This is a genomic window from Pseudomonas sp. URMO17WK12:I9 (assembly GCF_900230165.1).
Classification (GTDB): Bacteria; Pseudomonadota; Gammaproteobacteria; order Pseudomonadales; family Pseudomonadaceae; genus Aquipseudomonas; species Aquipseudomonas fulva.
In genome coordinates this window covers 558,053-574,007 of record NZ_OCMQ01000002.1, presented here as the reverse complement: position 1 = coordinate 574,007, position 15,955 = coordinate 558,053, and the positions used below count along the sequence as shown (strand labels likewise).

General features: G+C 58.7%; 17 protein-coding genes. 1 reads left to right on the top strand and 16 read right to left on the bottom strand.

Annotated elements, in window-relative coordinates; translation table 11 throughout:
• Positions 1-13: 13 nt before the first annotated feature.
• From traF to CRP40_RS07300, 10 genes are all read right to left on the bottom strand, one after another.
• Positions 14-553: a conjugative transfer signal peptidase TraF gene (gene traF / locus CRP40_RS07345; RefSeq protein ID WP_027913251.1), complete on the bottom strand. Its 540-nt coding sequence runs from the start codon at positions 551-553 to the stop codon at positions 14-16.
• Positions 550-2,388 carry a type IV secretory system conjugative DNA transfer family protein gene (locus CRP40_RS07340; RefSeq protein WP_027913252.1) on the bottom strand — a complete coding sequence of 613 codons (1,839 nt, stop codon included), beginning with the start codon at positions 2,386-2,388 and terminating at the stop codon, positions 550-552. Before CRP40_RS07340 ends, traF begins: the two co-directional genes overlap by 4 nt.
• A 46-nt stretch (positions 2,389-2,434) precedes the next feature.
• Positions 2,435-2,974: an IncP plasmid survival protein KfrC family protein gene (locus CRP40_RS07335; protein ID WP_023532599.1), complete on the bottom strand. Its 540-nt coding sequence runs from the start codon at positions 2,972-2,974 to the stop codon at positions 2,435-2,437.
• Between the two features lie 10 nt (positions 2,975-2,984).
• A complete protein-coding gene (locus CRP40_RS07330) occupies positions 2,985-3,746 on the bottom strand; it encodes a TraX family protein (protein ID WP_050587283.1) in 762 nt (253 codons plus the stop codon).
• Positions 3,743-5,443, bottom strand: coding sequence for a DUF2235 domain-containing protein (locus tag CRP40_RS07325; RefSeq protein ID WP_050587284.1), 1,701 nt, complete (start codon positions 5,441-5,443; stop codon positions 3,743-3,745). Before CRP40_RS07325 ends, CRP40_RS07330 begins: the two co-directional genes overlap by 4 nt.
• 69 nt (positions 5,444-5,512) lie before the next feature.
• Positions 5,513-6,100 (bottom strand): hypothetical protein, encoded by a 588-nt coding sequence (locus CRP40_RS07320; RefSeq protein ID WP_231977362.1) that lies wholly within the window; start codon positions 6,098-6,100, stop codon positions 5,513-5,515.
• A gap of 245 nt (positions 6,101-6,345) precedes the next feature.
• On the bottom strand, positions 6,346-6,816 hold the full coding sequence (locus tag CRP40_RS07315) for a hypothetical protein (protein ID WP_027913255.1): 471 nt from the start codon (positions 6,814-6,816) through the stop codon (positions 6,346-6,348).
• A gap of 107 nt (positions 6,817-6,923) precedes the next feature.
• Positions 6,924-8,618, bottom strand: a complete 1,695-nt coding sequence (locus CRP40_RS07310) for a DUF2235 domain-containing protein (protein WP_050587285.1) — start codon at positions 8,616-8,618, stop codon at positions 6,924-6,926.
• Positions 8,619-8,678: 60 nt separating this feature from the next.
• The gene (locus CRP40_RS07305) at positions 8,679-9,137 is read right to left on the bottom strand and encodes a hypothetical protein (protein WP_027913256.1); all 459 of its coding nucleotides are present in this window, start codon (positions 9,135-9,137) and stop codon (positions 8,679-8,681) included.
• 348 nt (positions 9,138-9,485) lie between these two features.
• Positions 9,486-10,091 carry a hypothetical protein gene (locus tag CRP40_RS07300; protein WP_027913257.1) on the bottom strand — a complete coding sequence of 202 codons (606 nt, stop codon included), beginning with the start codon at positions 10,089-10,091 and terminating at the stop codon, positions 9,486-9,488.
• On the opposite strand from CRP40_RS07300, the gene CRP40_RS22285 reads away from it, so the two are divergent.
• A complete protein-coding gene (locus CRP40_RS22285; protein WP_241194853.1) occupies positions 10,084-10,395 on the top strand; it encodes a hypothetical protein in 312 nt (103 codons plus the stop codon). The genes CRP40_RS07300 and CRP40_RS22285 overlap by 8 nt on opposite strands.
• 31 nt (positions 10,396-10,426) lie before the next feature.
• Here CRP40_RS22285 and trbL read toward each other — a convergent pair whose 3' ends face one another.
• The 6 genes from trbL to trbG are packed head-to-tail and all read right to left on the bottom strand — an operon-like array spanning position 10,427 to position 15,945.
• Positions 10,427-12,130 (bottom strand): P-type conjugative transfer protein TrbL, encoded by a 1,704-nt coding sequence (gene trbL / locus CRP40_RS07290; protein ID WP_050587286.1) that lies wholly within the window; start codon positions 12,128-12,130, stop codon positions 10,427-10,429.
• 15 nt (positions 12,131-12,145) lie between these two features.
• Complete coding sequence (gene trbK, locus CRP40_RS07285; RefSeq protein ID WP_027913259.1) at positions 12,146-12,391, bottom strand: entry exclusion lipoprotein TrbK; 246 nt, start codon at positions 12,389-12,391, stop codon at positions 12,146-12,148.
• Between the two features lie 10 nt (positions 12,392-12,401).
• A complete protein-coding gene (trbJ, locus tag CRP40_RS07280) occupies positions 12,402-13,181 on the bottom strand; it encodes a P-type conjugative transfer protein TrbJ (RefSeq protein WP_033694858.1) in 780 nt (259 codons plus the stop codon).
• Positions 13,182-13,204: 23 nt separating this feature from the next.
• Positions 13,205-14,602, bottom strand: coding sequence for a TrbI/VirB10 family protein (locus tag CRP40_RS07275; protein ID WP_027913260.1), 1,398 nt, complete (start codon positions 14,600-14,602; stop codon positions 13,205-13,207).
• A 6-nt stretch (positions 14,603-14,608) separates the two neighbouring features.
• Positions 14,609-15,052, bottom strand: a complete 444-nt coding sequence (locus CRP40_RS07270) for a hypothetical protein (protein ID WP_081728179.1) — start codon at positions 15,050-15,052, stop codon at positions 14,609-14,611.
• Between the two features lie 2 nt (positions 15,053-15,054).
• Positions 15,055-15,945, bottom strand: coding sequence for a P-type conjugative transfer protein TrbG (gene trbG, locus CRP40_RS07265; RefSeq protein ID WP_023532808.1), 891 nt, complete (start codon positions 15,943-15,945; stop codon positions 15,055-15,057).
• Between the last annotated feature and the right edge of the window lie 10 nt (positions 15,946-15,955).

The following is a 15,955-nucleotide window of genomic DNA, read 5'->3' as shown; positions in this document are numbered from 1 at the left end:
AAGGCCCCAGCGCTCAACGTGGCTCGCGCTGCCATACCAGCCAAGGCCTGACCACTTCGTTCACTTGCTTGCGTGGCAAGACACCGAAATAGCGACCGTCGAACGACAGGCTGCTGTAGTCGGAGAGCAGAAGCACCTCGCTGCCCGCCAGGCGCAGGTGAGCCTGAGGCGGGCGTGGCAGGCTCCGCCCACTGGGGTCCTTGGCCAGCGGCTGGCTGCGCACCTGCAACTGACCATTGACCCGCACGCCCGTCTCGGCGAAGTCCACCTCGTCATCCGCCACGGCCACAAGGCGCTTGAGCATGTGCATGTAGCCGCCAGGGCATGTCCCGCTGCCCACATAGCCACGGCTATGGGCCAAATCGAACAAGGGCTGCTCTGGCGGGCAGAACATCACCAAGTCGCCCTTGGCCGGCGTCTTGTCGACTACCCAATAGATACCGGGCGGGAAACTGCTGGTCACATTGATCCTGGCGCCGCAGTGCAGCGCCAGGGGCAGCAACAGGAAACACAGGATGGCCAAGGCGGCGGCCACGCTCAGCGGACGTTTCATGCCGGGGTCACAGTGTCCCGTAGATCGATGGTGCGATCGCTCTCGCGCGGCGCAGGCACCTTGGCGCGGGCCAGGAAGATCGGGTCCTGGAAGTACAACGGCTGCTTGCCGTAGAAGGCTGGGTAACCTGCGCAGTACACCACCATGTCCCCGGCTTCCTGAATGTTGCCTTGGCTGTCCTTGCGCGGGCCGGGCATGCGCAGGGCTTCGTCGGTGGTGAGCAAGGGGCGCTGGACCTCCTGGATGGTGCGCGAAACCTGCCCGAGCAACGCACTGGAGCGGCGCCCGCTGGTGGTGATCTGCTCTTTCACGATGGTGGTCTGGCCTGTCAGCTTGGACAGGTGCTCGGCCGTTTCCACGCGGTTAGGCGGGTAGGCGTTCTGGATATGGCAGTTGGAGGTGATGCTCTCGTTCTGCCCGTAGAACTCCTGCAACTGCGACAAGTCCTGGATGATCAGGTAGCACTTGATGCCGTAACCGGCCACGAACGCCAACGACTCCTGCATGATGTCCAGCTTGCCCAGGCTTGGGAACTCATCGAGCATCATCAACAGGCGGTGCTTGTAATGGGCCTTGGGCCGGCCGTCCTCGAAGTCCATCTTGTCGGCCAGCAGCCGCACGATCATGTTCACCAGGATTCGCACCAGCGGGCGCAGGCGCGCCTTGTCGTTGGGCTGGGTGATGATGAACAGGCTGACCGGGTCGTCGTGGTTCATCAGGTCGCGGATCTTGAACTCCGAGCGCGCCACGTTGCGGGCCACGATCGGGTCGCGGAACAGCGACAGGTAGGACTTGGCGGTAGACAGCACCGAGCCGGCTTCCTCGGCCGGCCGATCGAGCATGTCGCGCGCGGCAGAGCCCACCAGCGGGTGGTTTTCGCCGTCCAGGTGACCGTAATGGGTCATCTCTTCCCACAACTCCGCAATGGGCCGGGAGGGATCGGCCAGCATGGCATCGAGCATCGGCAGGCTGGCCACGCCCCCTTCATCCTGGGCGCGGTAGCACAGGTGCAGGATGCAGCCGACCAGCATGGCCTGGGAGGTCTTCTGCCAGTGGTCGTTCAGGCCCTTGCCGTCAGGGTCGACGATCAGCGTGGCCAGGTTCTGCACATCACCCACCTCGAACTCGGTGCCCAGGCGGATCTCTTCCAGCGGGTTCCAACCCACACAGCCATTGGCGGTTGCCGGTTCGAACCGTAGCACGCGGTTGCCCGCATGCTGTTGACGCCACCCTGCGGTCAACGCCCACAGCTCACCCTTCAAGTCAGTGATCACGGCGCTGTGCTTCCACGACAGCAAGGTAGGAATCACCAGCCCCACGCCCTTACCACTGCGCGTGGGGGCAAAGGTGAGGATGTGTTCCGGCCCGTTGTGACGCAGGTAATGCAGCTTGTTGCGCTTGTCGAGCCAGGCGCCGACGTACACGCCTTCATCGGCCAGCAAACCCGCGCTCTGGATGTCCTTGTGCCCCCCCCAGCGCGCCGAACCGTGCAGGAAGGCGTTGGCCTGGGCACTGTTGTTGGTGATCATGCGCACCACCACCACGGCAATCAGGCCAACCCCTGTGACCAGTACCCCGACGGAGCCTGCGGTCATCAGCGCGTCCTGCTGTTCGGTCGACCAGCGAGCGGCCCACACCAGGATCATCCAAGGGGCATAGACCCCGTTGAGGTTAGGCCCAAGGGCGGCGTGATAGTTGAACAGATAGGCGAAATATTGCGTGGCAGTGGCCAACCCGGCGAGCAAAAACGCCAGCGCCAGCAAAGCTTGCCAACGGCTGGCGCCGCCGCGCCTCTCGCCGCGAATTTGCGGCCCAACGGCGTTGTTGTGCTTCATGGATGGGCTCCGGAAAGGATGAAGTGAGTGGGAAAAAGGGTTGGCGTCATGGTGATGGCGTCCGACCACGGCTCAGCTCTTGGGTGAGGCTGCGGCGCTGTGTTTCGGTCAAGCTGCGCTCGGCCTGGCGTTGCAGGCTCCATTGCTCGACCAGTTCAGGTTGCTCGGCTCGCAACTGGCGCGCCGCCATCTCCTCGATACGCGGAGAGTACAGACCCATGCCATGGTGCAGGTCCTGTACCCGTTCCAGGCGCGCCTGCAACTGTTGCAAACGTGCCTGGCAGCGCTGGTTCGCCTGTTCCCAGGCAGCACGTGTGGAGGGCAGGGCGATCATGCCTGGGCGTGAGGCCATGTTCTGCTGCAATTGCGCCTGCTGACGATCGAGCATGTTCTCCAGCCGCTGTTCCAGCGCACCCGCCTGATCGGCTTTCTGCTCCACCAGTTCGCCGAGGGCCTGATCGTAGCGGGCCTGTACCGAACTGCCCTGCAGCAGCGCAGCCTGCTCGGCGGCCAATGCCTGGGCCTGCGCCTCGATACCTTGGCCAGCATCATCCGCCGGCGGGTTGATGGGGGTGGGCATTTTCATCAAGCACTCCTCAAATCAGGAACAGGTAACCGACCTTGGCCATGGGGATACGGATCAGCCAAAGCGCCGCAAGGTGCAGGGGGTAATAGGCATAGAACAGCCAGCGCCACCGCGGTACGTTCAGTGACAGGCCGCGCGCCAGCAGCACGATGGGCAGGGCAGCCATGGCCCAGGCATTGCCATTGATATAGGTAAGCGATGCCAACGAGAGCACTGCGCCCAGTGCGGCTATCGGATTGGGACGACGGACGAACCAAGTCGTACACAGCCCCAGCAGTACCGCCGGCCACCAGAACTCCACCAGTGCGCCGCCGAGCACGAACACCATCAGTGCCACGAACCACGCCCAGCGTTGGCCTGCCAAGGCGCGCTCGCAGGCGGCCAGGGTAAGCGTGATGACCAGCAGGGTGAAGAGGATGTTCAACGGGTAGTAGCCATACCACAGCCCGCCCAAGGCGATGAACGGCGGCGTGGCGAGCAGGCCGACGCCCAGTAGGCGCCAGGCGGTACGCCGGTGGCCGCCATTGTGCCAAGTCGTCGGGCGCGCCAGGTTGTAGCTCAGCACCATCACGAACAGCGGCATCGCGACACGGCCAGCTTCGAACAGATAGGGGAGCGTCTCGTTGAACAGGTACTTGTTCACGTGATCGCCGGTCATCAACAACAATGCCAGCCACTTCAACGCTTCAAGCGCACCGGTCTGAAATCGAACGCCCGGCGCTGCCACCTGATCGGCAGGTGCAGGGGCGCAATGCGCGCTGGTGTGCGTCATCTGCGCATCGCCTGGCCCAGTCCTGTTTCGAGGGAGAGTTTGGGTGTCATGTCGCGCGCGACCTCGCCGAGCCCCTTCTCGTTGACGATGGCCGTGCTTTTACCAATCTGGAAATTACGGTTGGGGTCCACATCACGACGGTCGTGAATCACGAATTGATCGGAGCGCCCCACCTTCTGCAAGATGTGGTGATCATCCATGTCCACGACCATGCCACTGGTGGCAGAGCGGCCCTCTTGCCCAGCGTCGCGAATACTGGCCCCAGGGTTTAGCGACTTAGCCTTTTCCTCCATTGCTTTGTGGGATTCACCACGTTGGCGGGCCTGAGTATCTTCCTCGCCCGGGCGGTTTTTCTGACCGGGTATGGGAACAGGTTGCAGGTTCAGGCTAGAGATGTAGGCCTGGTCGGGCCTGGACTGCGTCATCGCAGCCTTCATGGCTTGGCTCTGCGCCGTAGACTGCGCATTCAACTGCTTGAGCTGCTTTTCGAAGAGGTCGTCGCCCATCTTGTCGACAGTTTGACTGACTTCGGGACGCTTACCCACGAATTCCGCAGCCCGGTTCTTGAGTTGATCGCCGGCTTTCTCAAACCATGTCCCGACCGTCTCCACGCCACGCTGGATCCGCGTTTTGCTCAGCGAGTCGTCATTTTCAAAAATCACGCCTCGACCATTCGTCTCGTGATCGAACGGCCGAGTCTGGCGATTAGAGCTCAGCACCGTGCCTCGCTCACCGATGAACGGCGTATTGTCCAAGACAATATACGAGCCGTCTTCACCCCGTCCGAATGCCAGATTCCCATCCTTGAGTCGAGAATCGATCAGGGCCTCCTGAACCTTGGCAGGATCTTGAATAATGTCGTTATAGCGTCCGACGCGCTGGAGGTCCTCTTGCAACATTGGCTTGAGATCAAAGCCGGCGTCCTCAAGGCTGTTGTACATATGGGCAAGTGGCCCAGCCGCTAGGTCGTCATCCCTGTACCCGCCACCCACCTGCGAATGCGCACCAGGGAATTTCACCTCTTCGATCTTGGAGTTGTCATCATTGCGCAGTGCACTGGTCAACCGGAACGTACCGCGGTATTCGTTACTGGCCACCAGATGAGTGGTGGAGTCGACGTTCTTGCTGATTTCCAGGTTCTTGCCCAAGTGCTCGTCGGACAAGGCGTTCCCATAGGAAGCAACGGTATCGAAGATCGCCAACTTGTGAACGTGAGCTTGTCCGGGAGGAATCAGATATTCGCCCGTGCTTTTGCCTTGGTCATCGAGCTTGGGCACACCACGATCAATGAACTCATTGGCCAAGGCACGCGACTGGGCAGCACCACGGCTGAAACCGACGATGTTTACATCGACTTTCTGATCCGGGTATTTGTTGTGGAACGCCACGATGGCGTTGTACGCCTGCTCAACCCGCTCCTGCCCGCCCAGGCCCGTCCCACCTTCCAGTGCCGAGCGAACGGACGTCTGTGCCTGACTGCCGACGCCGTCGAAGTACACCTTCTCGGACTGTCCCGTACGCAAGGTACTGTCGTACTGAGCGGGCTCGTGACCGGAGTTTCTGGCCAAGTTGGTACCTTGGGCATTATCCAGGTCGTACAGGCGAGCCACGTTCGTGTGCATGCCTTTAGGTTGGTCCAGGTCTTTGTTATTCCCGGTGCCATCAAAAAAGACCGAAAATCGCAGAGCGTCGCTCATGTCACGTCCCTATGCAGTTGTAAGGCTTGAGTGTTCGCGAGCCGGCGTGCATACCACGCCGGTACGCGGTCAGGCGTCTCGTTTGTTCAGCGTGATGATGAGATCACGAACTGCATCACCTGCCGCCCCGATGTAACCTTTGTAGAACTCCCTGCCCTGATGCAGTAATGGCGAACCGTCCATCGATTCTGCGGCGGCTTCGACGGTCGCAGAACCGTACTCTTCGCTCATCGCCTCGACACTGCGCGCTCGTGCGGCAGGATCGTCGTAGGGTTTCTGATACCAGCTCGACACTTGGTATTCGACGCCTTCACGTTCGAACTTTTCATTCATGTGCGCCGCCAGTGCGATCAACGACTCACGTATCAGCGTCGGGTCGATATCGTGCGCTTTCATGTACGCCTCAACGCGGACCTGAGCGGCTGCGATCAGGTCACCATGGGTGTAACCCTCCATGGGCGGGAAGACACCGTCGGGGAGCTTCATGCCAGGGGTGTAGGGGTGGTAGGTGTAGTCTTTATCAGCCATGGTTGGCTCCTTTGCTTGAACAGGGGAATTGATCAGCAGCGCTACCAGACTGGTAGTCAGTGCAAAGCCCAGTAGGCCGCCGCGCATTAGTCCACAGCGTCCTTGAGGCCAACGTTTTTTTTGGTTCATCACTCTCCTCCATAATGAGGAATGAAATTCAATGGTATTTTCCATGGTTGAAGTTTGGTCGTTGAGTGGCCTGCGTCCTTCTGAAGTGTTTTTCTGTTGATGCGTTGGCCTCACAAGACAGGCGAAGCCGAGAAGTTATGAGGCTCAGCAGACCAATGTTGCACCAGAACAGGGTGCCTACCTCGACTAAGTCGTGAGAGAACGTTCGACGAGCTTGGTGTCCTCATTCACTCGGCCTGGTGACCCTACACATCCGGTGTGGCGTCTGGCCGTTCCAAGCCAGCGATCAGGTCGTGCACGCCGTCCCCCGCGTTGCTGATGTACTCACGGATAAAATCCCAGTCTTTGTCCAATAACGCAGAGCCTCGCAGAGATTCGGTGGTGGCTCGCACCGCGAGAGCGCCAAAGGTTTCGGCCATGTCAGCAACGCTTCTGCCACGATCCGCCGGGTCCGCATATGGTTTTTGGTACCACGTCGAGATCTGGTACTCGACGTTTTGGGCCTCGAATGCTGGCTTGAGGTAGTTTGCCATTGCCAATAGCGACTCCCGAATCAGCGTGGGGTCCATACCATCCTTGGTCAGTACCGCTTCGGCACGGACTGCCGCCGCGCTTATCAAGTCCTCATGGGTATATCCCTGCATAGGGGGGAAGACCCCATCGGGCAGCTTCATGCCGCGTGTATCGCACGAATAGGCATCGTTTTTTTCAGTCATTTTGGACTCTCAGGTTTGTGGGGTAGCGCCTGCGATCAGGCCGGCAACTGACTGCCGAGCGACGCGTACAACACGTGAACTGGCAAGGTCTGCAGGTCGAGATGGATTTATCTACGCATCGCCTGACCTAGCCCCACATCAAGTTCGATCTTGGGTGGGGTACTACGCCCCAGCTCACCAATACCTTTCTCGTTGACGATGGCTGTACTTTTGCCTACCTGGAAGTTTCGGTTAGGGTCGACGTCACGCCGGTCATGGATCACGAATTGATCAGTCTGACCGACCTTTTGAAGGATATGGTGTTCGTCCATGCCAACGACCATACCGCTGGTAGCCTTGCGCTCGGATTGGGAAGCCTCATTAATAGTTGCTGATGGGCTCATGGCACGAGCCTTATCTTCCATCGCTTTGAACGACTCGTTACGTGGCTGCGAGAGAGGATCCAGTTCCTGGGCGTGCGAAGCAGTTTTGGGAATTGGGACAGGTTGTAATTTTATGCCTTCGATGTAAGTCGCGTTGGGGCGCGATGCCTTCAGGTCGCCCGTCAAATCAGAAACTTGCTTCTGCGCAGCCGCTGCTCTTTCCGCCTGCAGCTGATCAATGACGTCAAGCCCGTCTTGCTTGGCCTGCTTGCGCGTATCAAGCCCGACAAAACGCGATGTGGCTTCCAGCGCATTCTGGCCCAACGCCTTAAGACTGCCACCAAGCCCTTCCAGGCCACGGGTGACGCTGCTGCGGCTCAGGCTGTCGTCGTTCTCGAAAATCACGCCCCTGCCATCGGGTTCGTGATCGAAAGGCCGGCTTTGGCGATCAAAGACATTGAGCGTCCCTCTTTCCAGAGGAAAGGGCTGATTGTCGAGGGTTTTGTAGGCGCCGTTCTCGTCTTGGGAAAATGCCTTTTCACCTTTTATCAGGCGTGAATCAATGAGCGCTGCTTGGACCTTCTGCGGATCCTTTATCAATTCATTGTACTGCTCGACGCGTTGCACATCTTCCTGGTGCATCGGTTTGAGTTCGATGCCTGCCGACTGCAAGCGATCGTACATCACGGCAAGAGGACCCGCGGCCAGCACGTCATTCTGATAGCCACCACCGACCTGCGAGTGGGCGCCTGCGAACTTCAGCTCCTCGATTTTGCCGTTATTGTCATTGCGCAGCGCACTGGTCAACCTGAACGTATCTCGGTATTCGTTCATGGCCACCAAGTGGGTAGTCGAATCGACGTTCTTGCCGATTTCGAGATTCTTGCCCAGGTGCGTGTCTGTAATGGACAGGCCATCGGTGGCCACAGTGTCGAAGATCCCCAGCTTGTTGACGTGCGCTTGCCCAGGGGGAATCAGAAAATCCCCAGTAGGCTTGCCTTGCCCGTCGAGCTTAGGCACGCCGCTTTCAATGAATTTGTTAGCGAGCGCCCTGGACTGCGATGCACCCCTGCTGAAGCCAACGATATTTACGTCAACCTGCTCACCGGGATACTTGTTATGAAAGGCCACGATAGCGTCGTAGGCCTGGTCAACGCGCTCCTGTGCGCCGCGCCCGGTAGCGCCTTCGATGAGCGAGCGCCCTGATGTCTGGCCTTGGCTGCCCACGCCATCGAAATAGATTTTCTCAGACTGGCCCGAACGCTCCTGCGTGTCGTACTGCTGCGGAACATGCCCTGAGTTGCGTGCCAAGTTGGTGCCCTTGGCCGTATCAAGTTCAAAAAGGCGCGCGACGTTAGTCTGCGTACCTTCCGGCGTATTTAGGTCTTTGTTATTCCCGGTGCCATCGAAGTACACCGTAAAGCGCTTGGCATCACTCATTTCATGTCCCTATGGTGCTCGTAGCGCGGTACGGGCTCTCGGTACCGCTCTGGATAACGATCAGGCGCCTGGCTTTTCCAGGCCAGCGATCAAATCGTGAACGCCATCCCCGGCACTGCTGATGTATTCACCAAGCAGCTCCCTGTCTTGGTCCAGCAACGGCGACCCCTTGAGAGATTCAGTTGCGGCCCGGACGGCCAGTGCGCCGAAGGTCTCCGCCATGTCAGCGACGCTTTTGTCGCGATCGGCAGGGTTTGCATAAGGTTTCTGATACCAGGTCGATATCTGGTACTCGACATTCTGGGCTTCAAGCGCCTGGTTGAAGTGCTTGGCTAGCGCTATCAACGATTCGCGTACCAGTGTTGGATCCACGCCACCACGCTTGAGCACGGCCTCGGCACGCTTGGCTGCAGCGCCTACCAAATCTTCGTGTGTATAACCCTGCATAGGTGGGAACACACCCTCTGGTAGCTTCATGCCAGGTGTGTAGGGTTGGTATTGGCCTTGATTGTCTTGCATGGAAATCTCCTTGGCTTGGAGTGCAGAGGAAGTAGCCGGCAGGAGCACGAACGCTCCCAGGACCAGCGTGGCGAGCCAGCTCAGACGCAGGCGAGACCAGCAGCCTTGAATGGCGCTATTTGCAGCGGCGGGAACCCATGTACTCAGAATGTCGGTTCTACTCATTTATCCTCCGTGACCTCCGTCTCCGGATGGCTCTTGACAGGTTGTATTCGCATGGGTCATCCGGCTAAGTTGATCGAAGAATACTGATAAATCCCGAAATTGGGGCCACTACACGCGTATCCAACAACGTGAACAACTCACGGTTTGCGCTGATTGAAATGTCACCGCACAGTACATTCACTATCATTTGCCGCCCAGCACCAGACCTCGCGGCACATACGCGGTCGTTGCCTTAGGCTGGGCCACGGCTGGCTGCGTTTCAACGACCGGCGTCGCTTCAAAAGAGGTGCTCGCCGCAACGACAGGCGCTTGGCCCGGGGCAGTAGACAAGACGGCGCCTTGTGCTACTTGCTGCGTGGCGAAGCGCTCATCCAGCCAATCGGCCCACCAGGCCGCCCGACGCATCACTTGCTGGCGATAACGGGCATTGATGGCGGGGGTGCGCGAGTGGTAGTTGGCGACCCGCGTCCACAAGTCGCCACGGTCGTTGCGCACATGGCCGCGCAAGCGCCAAGCCGCCAAGTCGTAGGCATAGCAGCCACCTTGCTCCACATCCTGGGCAGTGATGCCGTAACGGGCGAGCTCGCGTAGGTAGCTGGTGTTGAACTGCATGGGGCCTACGTCGTAGGTGCCATTGGTATTGCGCACCCATTGGCCCGGCTTGCCGCCTTCCTGAGCTGCCACCGCGAGCACGATGTTCACGGGCAGCTCGTACTTAACGGCGGCCATGACCGAGCACACGATCGGCTCTTCGAGTGGCGGGAGCGGAGGCGGGGCGTCGATGGGCATGCGCGTAGGCCTAGATCACTTTGCCAAATTTGTTGTTAATTTCTTTGGTCTTATCCGAGTCAGCTGCTGGGCAGCTATCCAGGAAAGACTGCCTGGCGTTAGCGGTATCGTTCCACTTGATACCACCATGCTTTTTTCTCTTAACGATATTGAAATAGTCGGCTACTGGACCCTCGCAGCCTTCAACGACACCGGCGCCTTTGAGCTTGCCGAACATGCACAGTACTGTGGCGCATGGGTCACCGGCTTGGGCTGGGCTCACAACAGCCAGTGCAAGCGTGGCGGCCAACAGTATTTGAGTTGAGCGTATTGAGTTCTTCACAACGACCTCCAGGTCAGGACAAATCTTGTTTGCGCTCGCTGAAGCTCTTCACTTCTGCGTCGGGGTTGAAGTCACGGCTTTTTGACTGCGTGTCCAAGTTGCCTGATGTACGCTGGCCGCTATTGCTCACTGCCTGAGCCAGCTTACCGCCCGAGCTTTTGTCTACGCGCGCCTGCGCCACACGGCCTGAACCTGAGATTAGATTCGCTGTGGTTTGCAAAGCGACACGTCCCGCATTACCCAACTTACTTGAGGAGGTCTGAGCTGAACCGCTGCCAGCGGTGCTGCCTGCAGCGTCTTTTGAGGCGGAAGAGGTGCTAGCCCCCTGAGCAACCGCAGCGCCAGCGGCGGTTGCAGAGTCGTTACTGCCCCCAGCTGTGCTTCCACCTCCAGCGTCAGCGACACTCTCTTGCGCCCCGCCAGCAGATGAACCAAACGACTCTGCACCTGCACTGGTCAAGGACTGTTCGCCTCCGCTAGAGGAGGCGCTTTGTACGCTTCCCGCACTCGATGATGAGGACAGGCCCATCACTGAGCTGAGAGGACTTGATTCCGAACTACTACTTTTGCCGCCAGGTGAACCCGCTTGGCCCCCATTGGTGCCGCCACCCAACATGCCGGAAAGACCGCTAGCCATGCGCGAGCCAATGTCGGAGCCAGATGCGACGCTTGATTGCGCTCCTTTGAATGCGGCATGCACAGCCTGCGCACCACCTATCAGGTTTGCCCCGCCGCTGGCGACTGCAGATGCACCCTTTCCAGCCATCGAAACAGCGGTAGTTGCCGCACCCACTACCGCGCCTGCGCTAAAGTTTCCGATGCCCGATGAAGCACTGCCTGCGCCACCTACCAGCGCTGCAATCATGGGCGGAATTTTGTGAACAAGTAAAAGTAGCAGCACAGAGACTACGAGCATCACAGCCAGCTCTTGCACTGCCATTTTGTCGCTAATGCGGTTAGCGAAGTCTTCAATGAAACGTTTGCCAATGGCGACAAGAAGGACCATCGAAAACAGCTGGGCCCCGACACCTAATACCGCTCGGTAATAGTTCAAGGCGATATCAGAAGTCCATCGCGAGCCGCCGAAGCCCAAGAAAAACACACCGGCATACAATAAGAACCAACTCGATGCCAGAAGTATTAGCAGGTTGATACCCACTACGGCCAGGACGACCAGAACAACGATTGCCATTAGTTCCATAGTGATCTGCCGGCCCATTTGGTACCAGCTCAGCTTATCAGTCGCTTTAACTGTCCGGTCATAGAGTTCGAACCCTATGTCGACAATGGTAGACGGCTGGAGATCAGTAGTACCAATATTACCGGTTGTCGATCCCAGTTCGCTCAATGATCTCACGATGCTCTCAGCCAATTGGAGGCCCTGCATGGCATTTCTCAGTAACCACCAAAACAACCCGAACACCACCAGAAACCGGATCAGCTCTGCGAAAAACTCGCCAATGTCGGCTTTTTTGAGCAGCATGAGCCCAAACGTCCACACCATGGAAATCACGGTCAGTGCCAAAAACAGCCGTTCAGCAGCAGCCTGAATGGCGGGCAACCATTCCTGGGTGGCATCACGGAAGCGATGGAGCACTTCGTTCATGATTCCCGAGCTGCCTAACCCGGGGCCCGCCGCTTGAGCCACCGCCGGGATTGACAGAATGGCGAGGATAGCCAAGGCGTTTACGAACAAATCCCGACGTTTGCCAAGCATAAAACTCATTCCTTACTAGAAATCGTCTTTCGGACTTTTCTTAAATTCCCAATCCGTCATTTTTTTGGAAGACAAGAAACTATCACAGTTGGCTTTGAACTCATTTTTACTGGCCTCTTTCGAAAGTTCTGCAAGGACTTTTTCGTACATAACGGGCGAGCAGTTTTCAGCCGTAGCCTGCGGTACGTCTTCGCCAAAGCAACCTGCCAGCAACCCGGCAGTGACCAGCACGAGGGCAGCTTTTACGCTAAACACTTCCATAACTTCTCCATTAAAAATCATCTTTAGGGCTCTTTTTATAAGTCCAATCGGTGAGCCTGCGATTCTGGGCTTCGCCACGTGCTCGCTCATCGAGCTCTGCAGCATGACGGTTGGCTTCGGCGGTTTGCTGCGCCAGCATCAAGGTACGCAGTTGAAGTAGCTGATTGGCCTGCTGGCTAGACAGTTGGTTGGCATATTGAATGGCCTTCACTTGTCCATCGGCAGTGGTGGCAGCCTGTTGGAGCCTCTCAAGCTGCCGAGCGTCCGCTTTCAGGTTTTCTTGCTGCTGTTTGATGCTCTTGAACATCCCATCGTTTGCGTTTTTCTGGGATGCAGTGGCCATGTCCTGTTGTTTCTGAATGGCCGCCTCGTCTTCAGCTGAGCATCCGCCGCTCCCATAGCAGGGGGAGTTCCTGTAGTAGCTTGTATCCTGGAACTTATCCAAATAGGAATCGAAACTACCCGCCTGATTGGTGTAGTAGTCCAGCATATCCTGGGCACGCATCAGTTTGTTGATCGTGTTGTTCGCTTCATCCCAGATATAAGCTGCAGGGGCGACAGTATTCTTGATCATGTTTTCGTACTGATCAAGCTGTGTCTTGTATTGGTTAACCTGCGTTGCATACTCTTCGATCTGCTTTGCAGTCTGGGCAATGCTTTCAATAGAAGTGACCTTATTAAGCGCCACATTCGCTCCATCGATCACTGGAATCCCAGCATGGGCTTGCAGGGCGAGCCCGATACCAGCCACTAAGCCCAGAGCCGATTTAAACGCGGTAGGTCTGTTCATAGTCCTCTCCTTGACTTAGTCCATCAGTAGTCAAACGATTGATAAGGCTTGGAAAACGTAAGGTCTTTGGTGACCATCACGTTGAAACGGAATCCAGGGCGAATCTCGAGGGTGGGGGCGATATTCAGGTTCTTGGCGATCATCTGGGCCGTCACCTGACCCAACTGCTGACCCAGTGCTTCGCTCATGGCGCTGCTGGCACTCTCGCGCTGATTGCCGCCACCAAAACTGCTGCTGTTGTTCTGGTCTTGGCTCAAGCTGATCCCGGCCACTACGCCGGACATCAGGAAGGCAGACCCGAAGAGTCGCACATAGTGGTTATTGACTTGATCGCTCAGACCGGAATAGCCCAGGCCGTCCGCTCCAGGCATCGCGCCGATATCCATCGCCTTGCCATCTGGAAAAATGATGCGCTGCCAGGCAACCAGTACTCGCGCCTGACCATAGGCCACCTCGCTGGAGTACGACCCCACCAGCCGCGCGCCCTGAGGCACCAACAAGTGCTTGCCGGTCGCAGTGTCATAGACGCCCTGAGTGACCTGCCCAATGATCTGCCCTGGCAAGTCGGAGTTGATCCCAGACACCAGCATCGCGGGAATAATGAAGCCGGCGCGCAACTCGTAAGGGCTTCTCGGTGCCTCCACTTTCGAATTCAGTGCCCAACGGTCTTCGCTCCCACCTGCGGCGAACTGGTCGTAGCCCGCATTGCGAGCGGATGAAGGCGTTACTCTAAACGGCGAGTCATCGTCGCCGTCAGCGCCACCACCGACGCCGCCCATGCCTGCACGACGCAGTTCGGCCATGCGGGCCTTGAAGGCGCTGTTTGGATCACTTCGCGCCTGTTCATCCAACCGTTGGCGTGCAGCCGCAATGTTTGCGAGCGCGTCCTGAGGGCCCAGCGGACCATGAGTCGGTTGAGAGGATGCTGCGCTACGCGGTGCTTGCACCTGAACGGTGCTCCTGGCCCGCACTGCCTCCTGGAACTGCTGCGCCTTCATTACGCGAATGCGTTGCAACTCGTCCGCATTCACATCTGGCTGCGACGCACGCGGAGGCAATGGCGGCGCATCAAGGTTGTCCGGGCGCACCACCTGAAGCCGCTCAGGTTCGCGCGCGGGCGCGTTGTCGAGCACTGGCACTTTTGGCGGTTCTGCCTTGCTTGGGATGATCCCGTCCGAGTCCATACCGCTGATCTGACTGGCAAACAGGCTACTGTTGCCCGTTTTTTCACTCTTCTTGTCCTTCGGCTCGCTCTGCTCACCCGACCGATCCGCTGCCACCAGCATCATGATCAGCAGGAAGATAGCGGTCGCAGCACCGATGATGTACATCGGCCAGTTGTTCACGCGGCGCACACCGCTGCTGCGGTTCAGCTTGCCAGGGGAGGCATCCGGGGACATGGCATCGTTAGCTTTACTCATCCCATGTCACTCCTTGCGAACCCAGACGCCAGCAGCCAGCAGGCGATCGTTCTGTACGCCATAGGCACGGCTCAGGGTTTCAGGGCCGACCCGCAGGATCACCCGCAGTAGCTGGGTGTCTTTGGGGGTGTCGACCACGTAGTTCAGCGGCAGCGCAGGTACCACGCCGCGCGCAGCAGGCGCTGGCTGCGCCTTGGGGTCGAACTCCTGCACGGAATAGCCCGAGGCGCGCAGAGTGCTCAACAGGGCAGTACCGAAGCCATCACGGGTTTCCTGAGCAAACCGCAAGCGGGTGCTGGCAGGCGGGTGCACCACCGCCAACTGGCGAACGGTGGCCTGCGCCAGCTGCTGGTTGACCGCAGGCGATGTGCGCTCGGCGAAGTTGCCATAAGGCCCGTTGGCACAGGCGGCCAGCCACAGGGTGGCGAACAGTGCTAGACAAGCGCGCATGCTCATTTACCCCGCTGGATGGTGACACGGTCCTGGGACTTGCCCACGCCGGCAATCAGGATGGCTTTGTCGAACACGGTGTCAACAATGTAACGGTCGCCCTGGATGCGGTAGTTGACCATCACGGTCTCATCATCCCGGAACCAGCCGCCGTCCTTGCGCACCACCATCAGCGACGGGGCCTCGGTTTGGGCTACGGTTTGCGGCATCTGGATGATGGTCTTGCTGCCATCGTTATAAACCCGCACGGGTTTCCAGGCAGTGTCGCCTTCGACGGTGTAGTCGAAGCTCAGGTTACCCAGGTATTCGCCGGTTTCGGGGATGGTCGCGCGCTTGCGCTCGGTGGTTTCGCGCTGCTTGATCATGTTCCACTTCGCCAGCGCTTCTTCCGGATAGGTGAAGGCCACCTGCGGCATGTACTGGGTGCGGTGCGAGCGGAGCTTGAAGTGGTAGGTGCGGCGGTTGGTGGTGACCACCAGCGACGTCTCCAGCCCCACGTCCATGGGCTTGATGATCAGGTGTTGTACTTCGCTCGGGCCCACACCGGTGATGGCCGGCTCGACGGTCCAGCGTGCAGTGTCACCCAGGTTGATCGAGTTGACCTGCTCACCGGCTTGCAGGGCGATGTCGCACACCTGCAACACGGCGCAGACGATGCTCGGCTGCTGGGCACCGAAGATGAAGCGGGCAGTACCATCGCCGCCATCGACCGGCTTGATGCCAGTGGCACTGGCCTGCTGCCAACGCTGGGAAATGGCCAGGGCGGCCTTTTCCTGCGGGGTCAAGGTGGGGTTGGCGTCCGAGAAGTACAGGTCGGCCTGACTGGTGCCGGGCGCGGCCTGAACGAACGCAGGCAGTGCGGCGGCGAGCAAAGCGCAAAGATAACGGTTCATGGTCGGTCCT

Excerpts from the sequence above, each read along its gene's own strand:
- CRP40_RS07340 (WP_027913252.1), bottom strand. The coding sequence starts at position 2,388 with ATGAAGCACAACAACGCCGTTGGGCCGCAAATTCGCGGCGAGAGGCGC.
- trbL (WP_050587286.1), bottom strand. The coding sequence starts at position 12,130 with ATGCTTGGCAAACGTCGGGATTTGTTCGTAAACGCCTTGGCTATCCTC.
- CRP40_RS07320 (WP_231977362.1), bottom strand. The coding sequence starts at position 6,100 with ATGAACCAAAAAAAACGTTGGCCTCAAGGACGCTGTGGACTAATGCGC.
- CRP40_RS07270 (WP_081728179.1), bottom strand. The coding sequence starts at position 15,052 with ATGCGCGCTTGTCTAGCACTGTTCGCCACCCTGTGGCTGGCCGCCTGT.
- traF (WP_027913251.1), bottom strand. The coding sequence starts at position 553 with ATGAAACGTCCGCTGAGCGTGGCCGCCGCCTTGGCCATCCTGTGTTTC.
- CRP40_RS07335 (WP_023532599.1), bottom strand. The coding sequence starts at position 2,974 with ATGAAAATGCCCACCCCCATCAACCCGCCGGCGGATGATGCTGGCCAA.
- CRP40_RS07300 (WP_027913257.1), bottom strand. The coding sequence starts at position 10,091 with ATGCCCATCGACGCCCCGCCTCCGCTCCCGCCACTCGAAGAGCCGATC.
- trbG (WP_023532808.1), bottom strand. The coding sequence starts at position 15,945 with ATGAACCGTTATCTTTGCGCTTTGCTCGCCGCCGCACTGCCTGCGTTC.
- trbK (WP_027913259.1), bottom strand. The coding sequence starts at position 12,391 with ATGGAAGTGTTTAGCGTAAAAGCTGCCCTCGTGCTGGTCACTGCCGGG.
- CRP40_RS07325 (WP_050587284.1), bottom strand. The coding sequence starts at position 5,443 with ATGAGCGACGCTCTGCGATTTTCGGTCTTTTTTGATGGCACCGGGAAT.
- CRP40_RS07310 (WP_050587285.1), bottom strand. The coding sequence starts at position 8,618 with ATGAGTGATGCCAAGCGCTTTACGGTGTACTTCGATGGCACCGGGAAT.
- CRP40_RS07275 (WP_027913260.1), bottom strand. The coding sequence starts at position 14,602 with ATGAGTAAAGCTAACGATGCCATGTCCCCGGATGCCTCCCCTGGCAAG.
- CRP40_RS07315 (WP_027913255.1), bottom strand. The coding sequence starts at position 6,816 with ATGACTGAAAAAAACGATGCCTATTCGTGCGATACACGCGGCATGAAG.
- CRP40_RS07330 (WP_050587283.1), bottom strand. The coding sequence starts at position 3,746 with ATGACGCACACCAGCGCGCATTGCGCCCCTGCACCTGCCGATCAGGTG.
- CRP40_RS22285 (WP_241194853.1), top strand. The coding sequence starts at position 10,084 with ATGGGCATGCGCGTAGGCCTAGATCACTTTGCCAAATTTGTTGTTAAT.
- CRP40_RS07305 (WP_027913256.1), bottom strand. The coding sequence starts at position 9,137 with ATGCAAGACAATCAAGGCCAATACCAACCCTACACACCTGGCATGAAG.
- trbJ (WP_033694858.1), bottom strand. The coding sequence starts at position 13,181 with ATGAACAGACCTACCGCGTTTAAATCGGCTCTGGGCTTAGTGGCTGGT.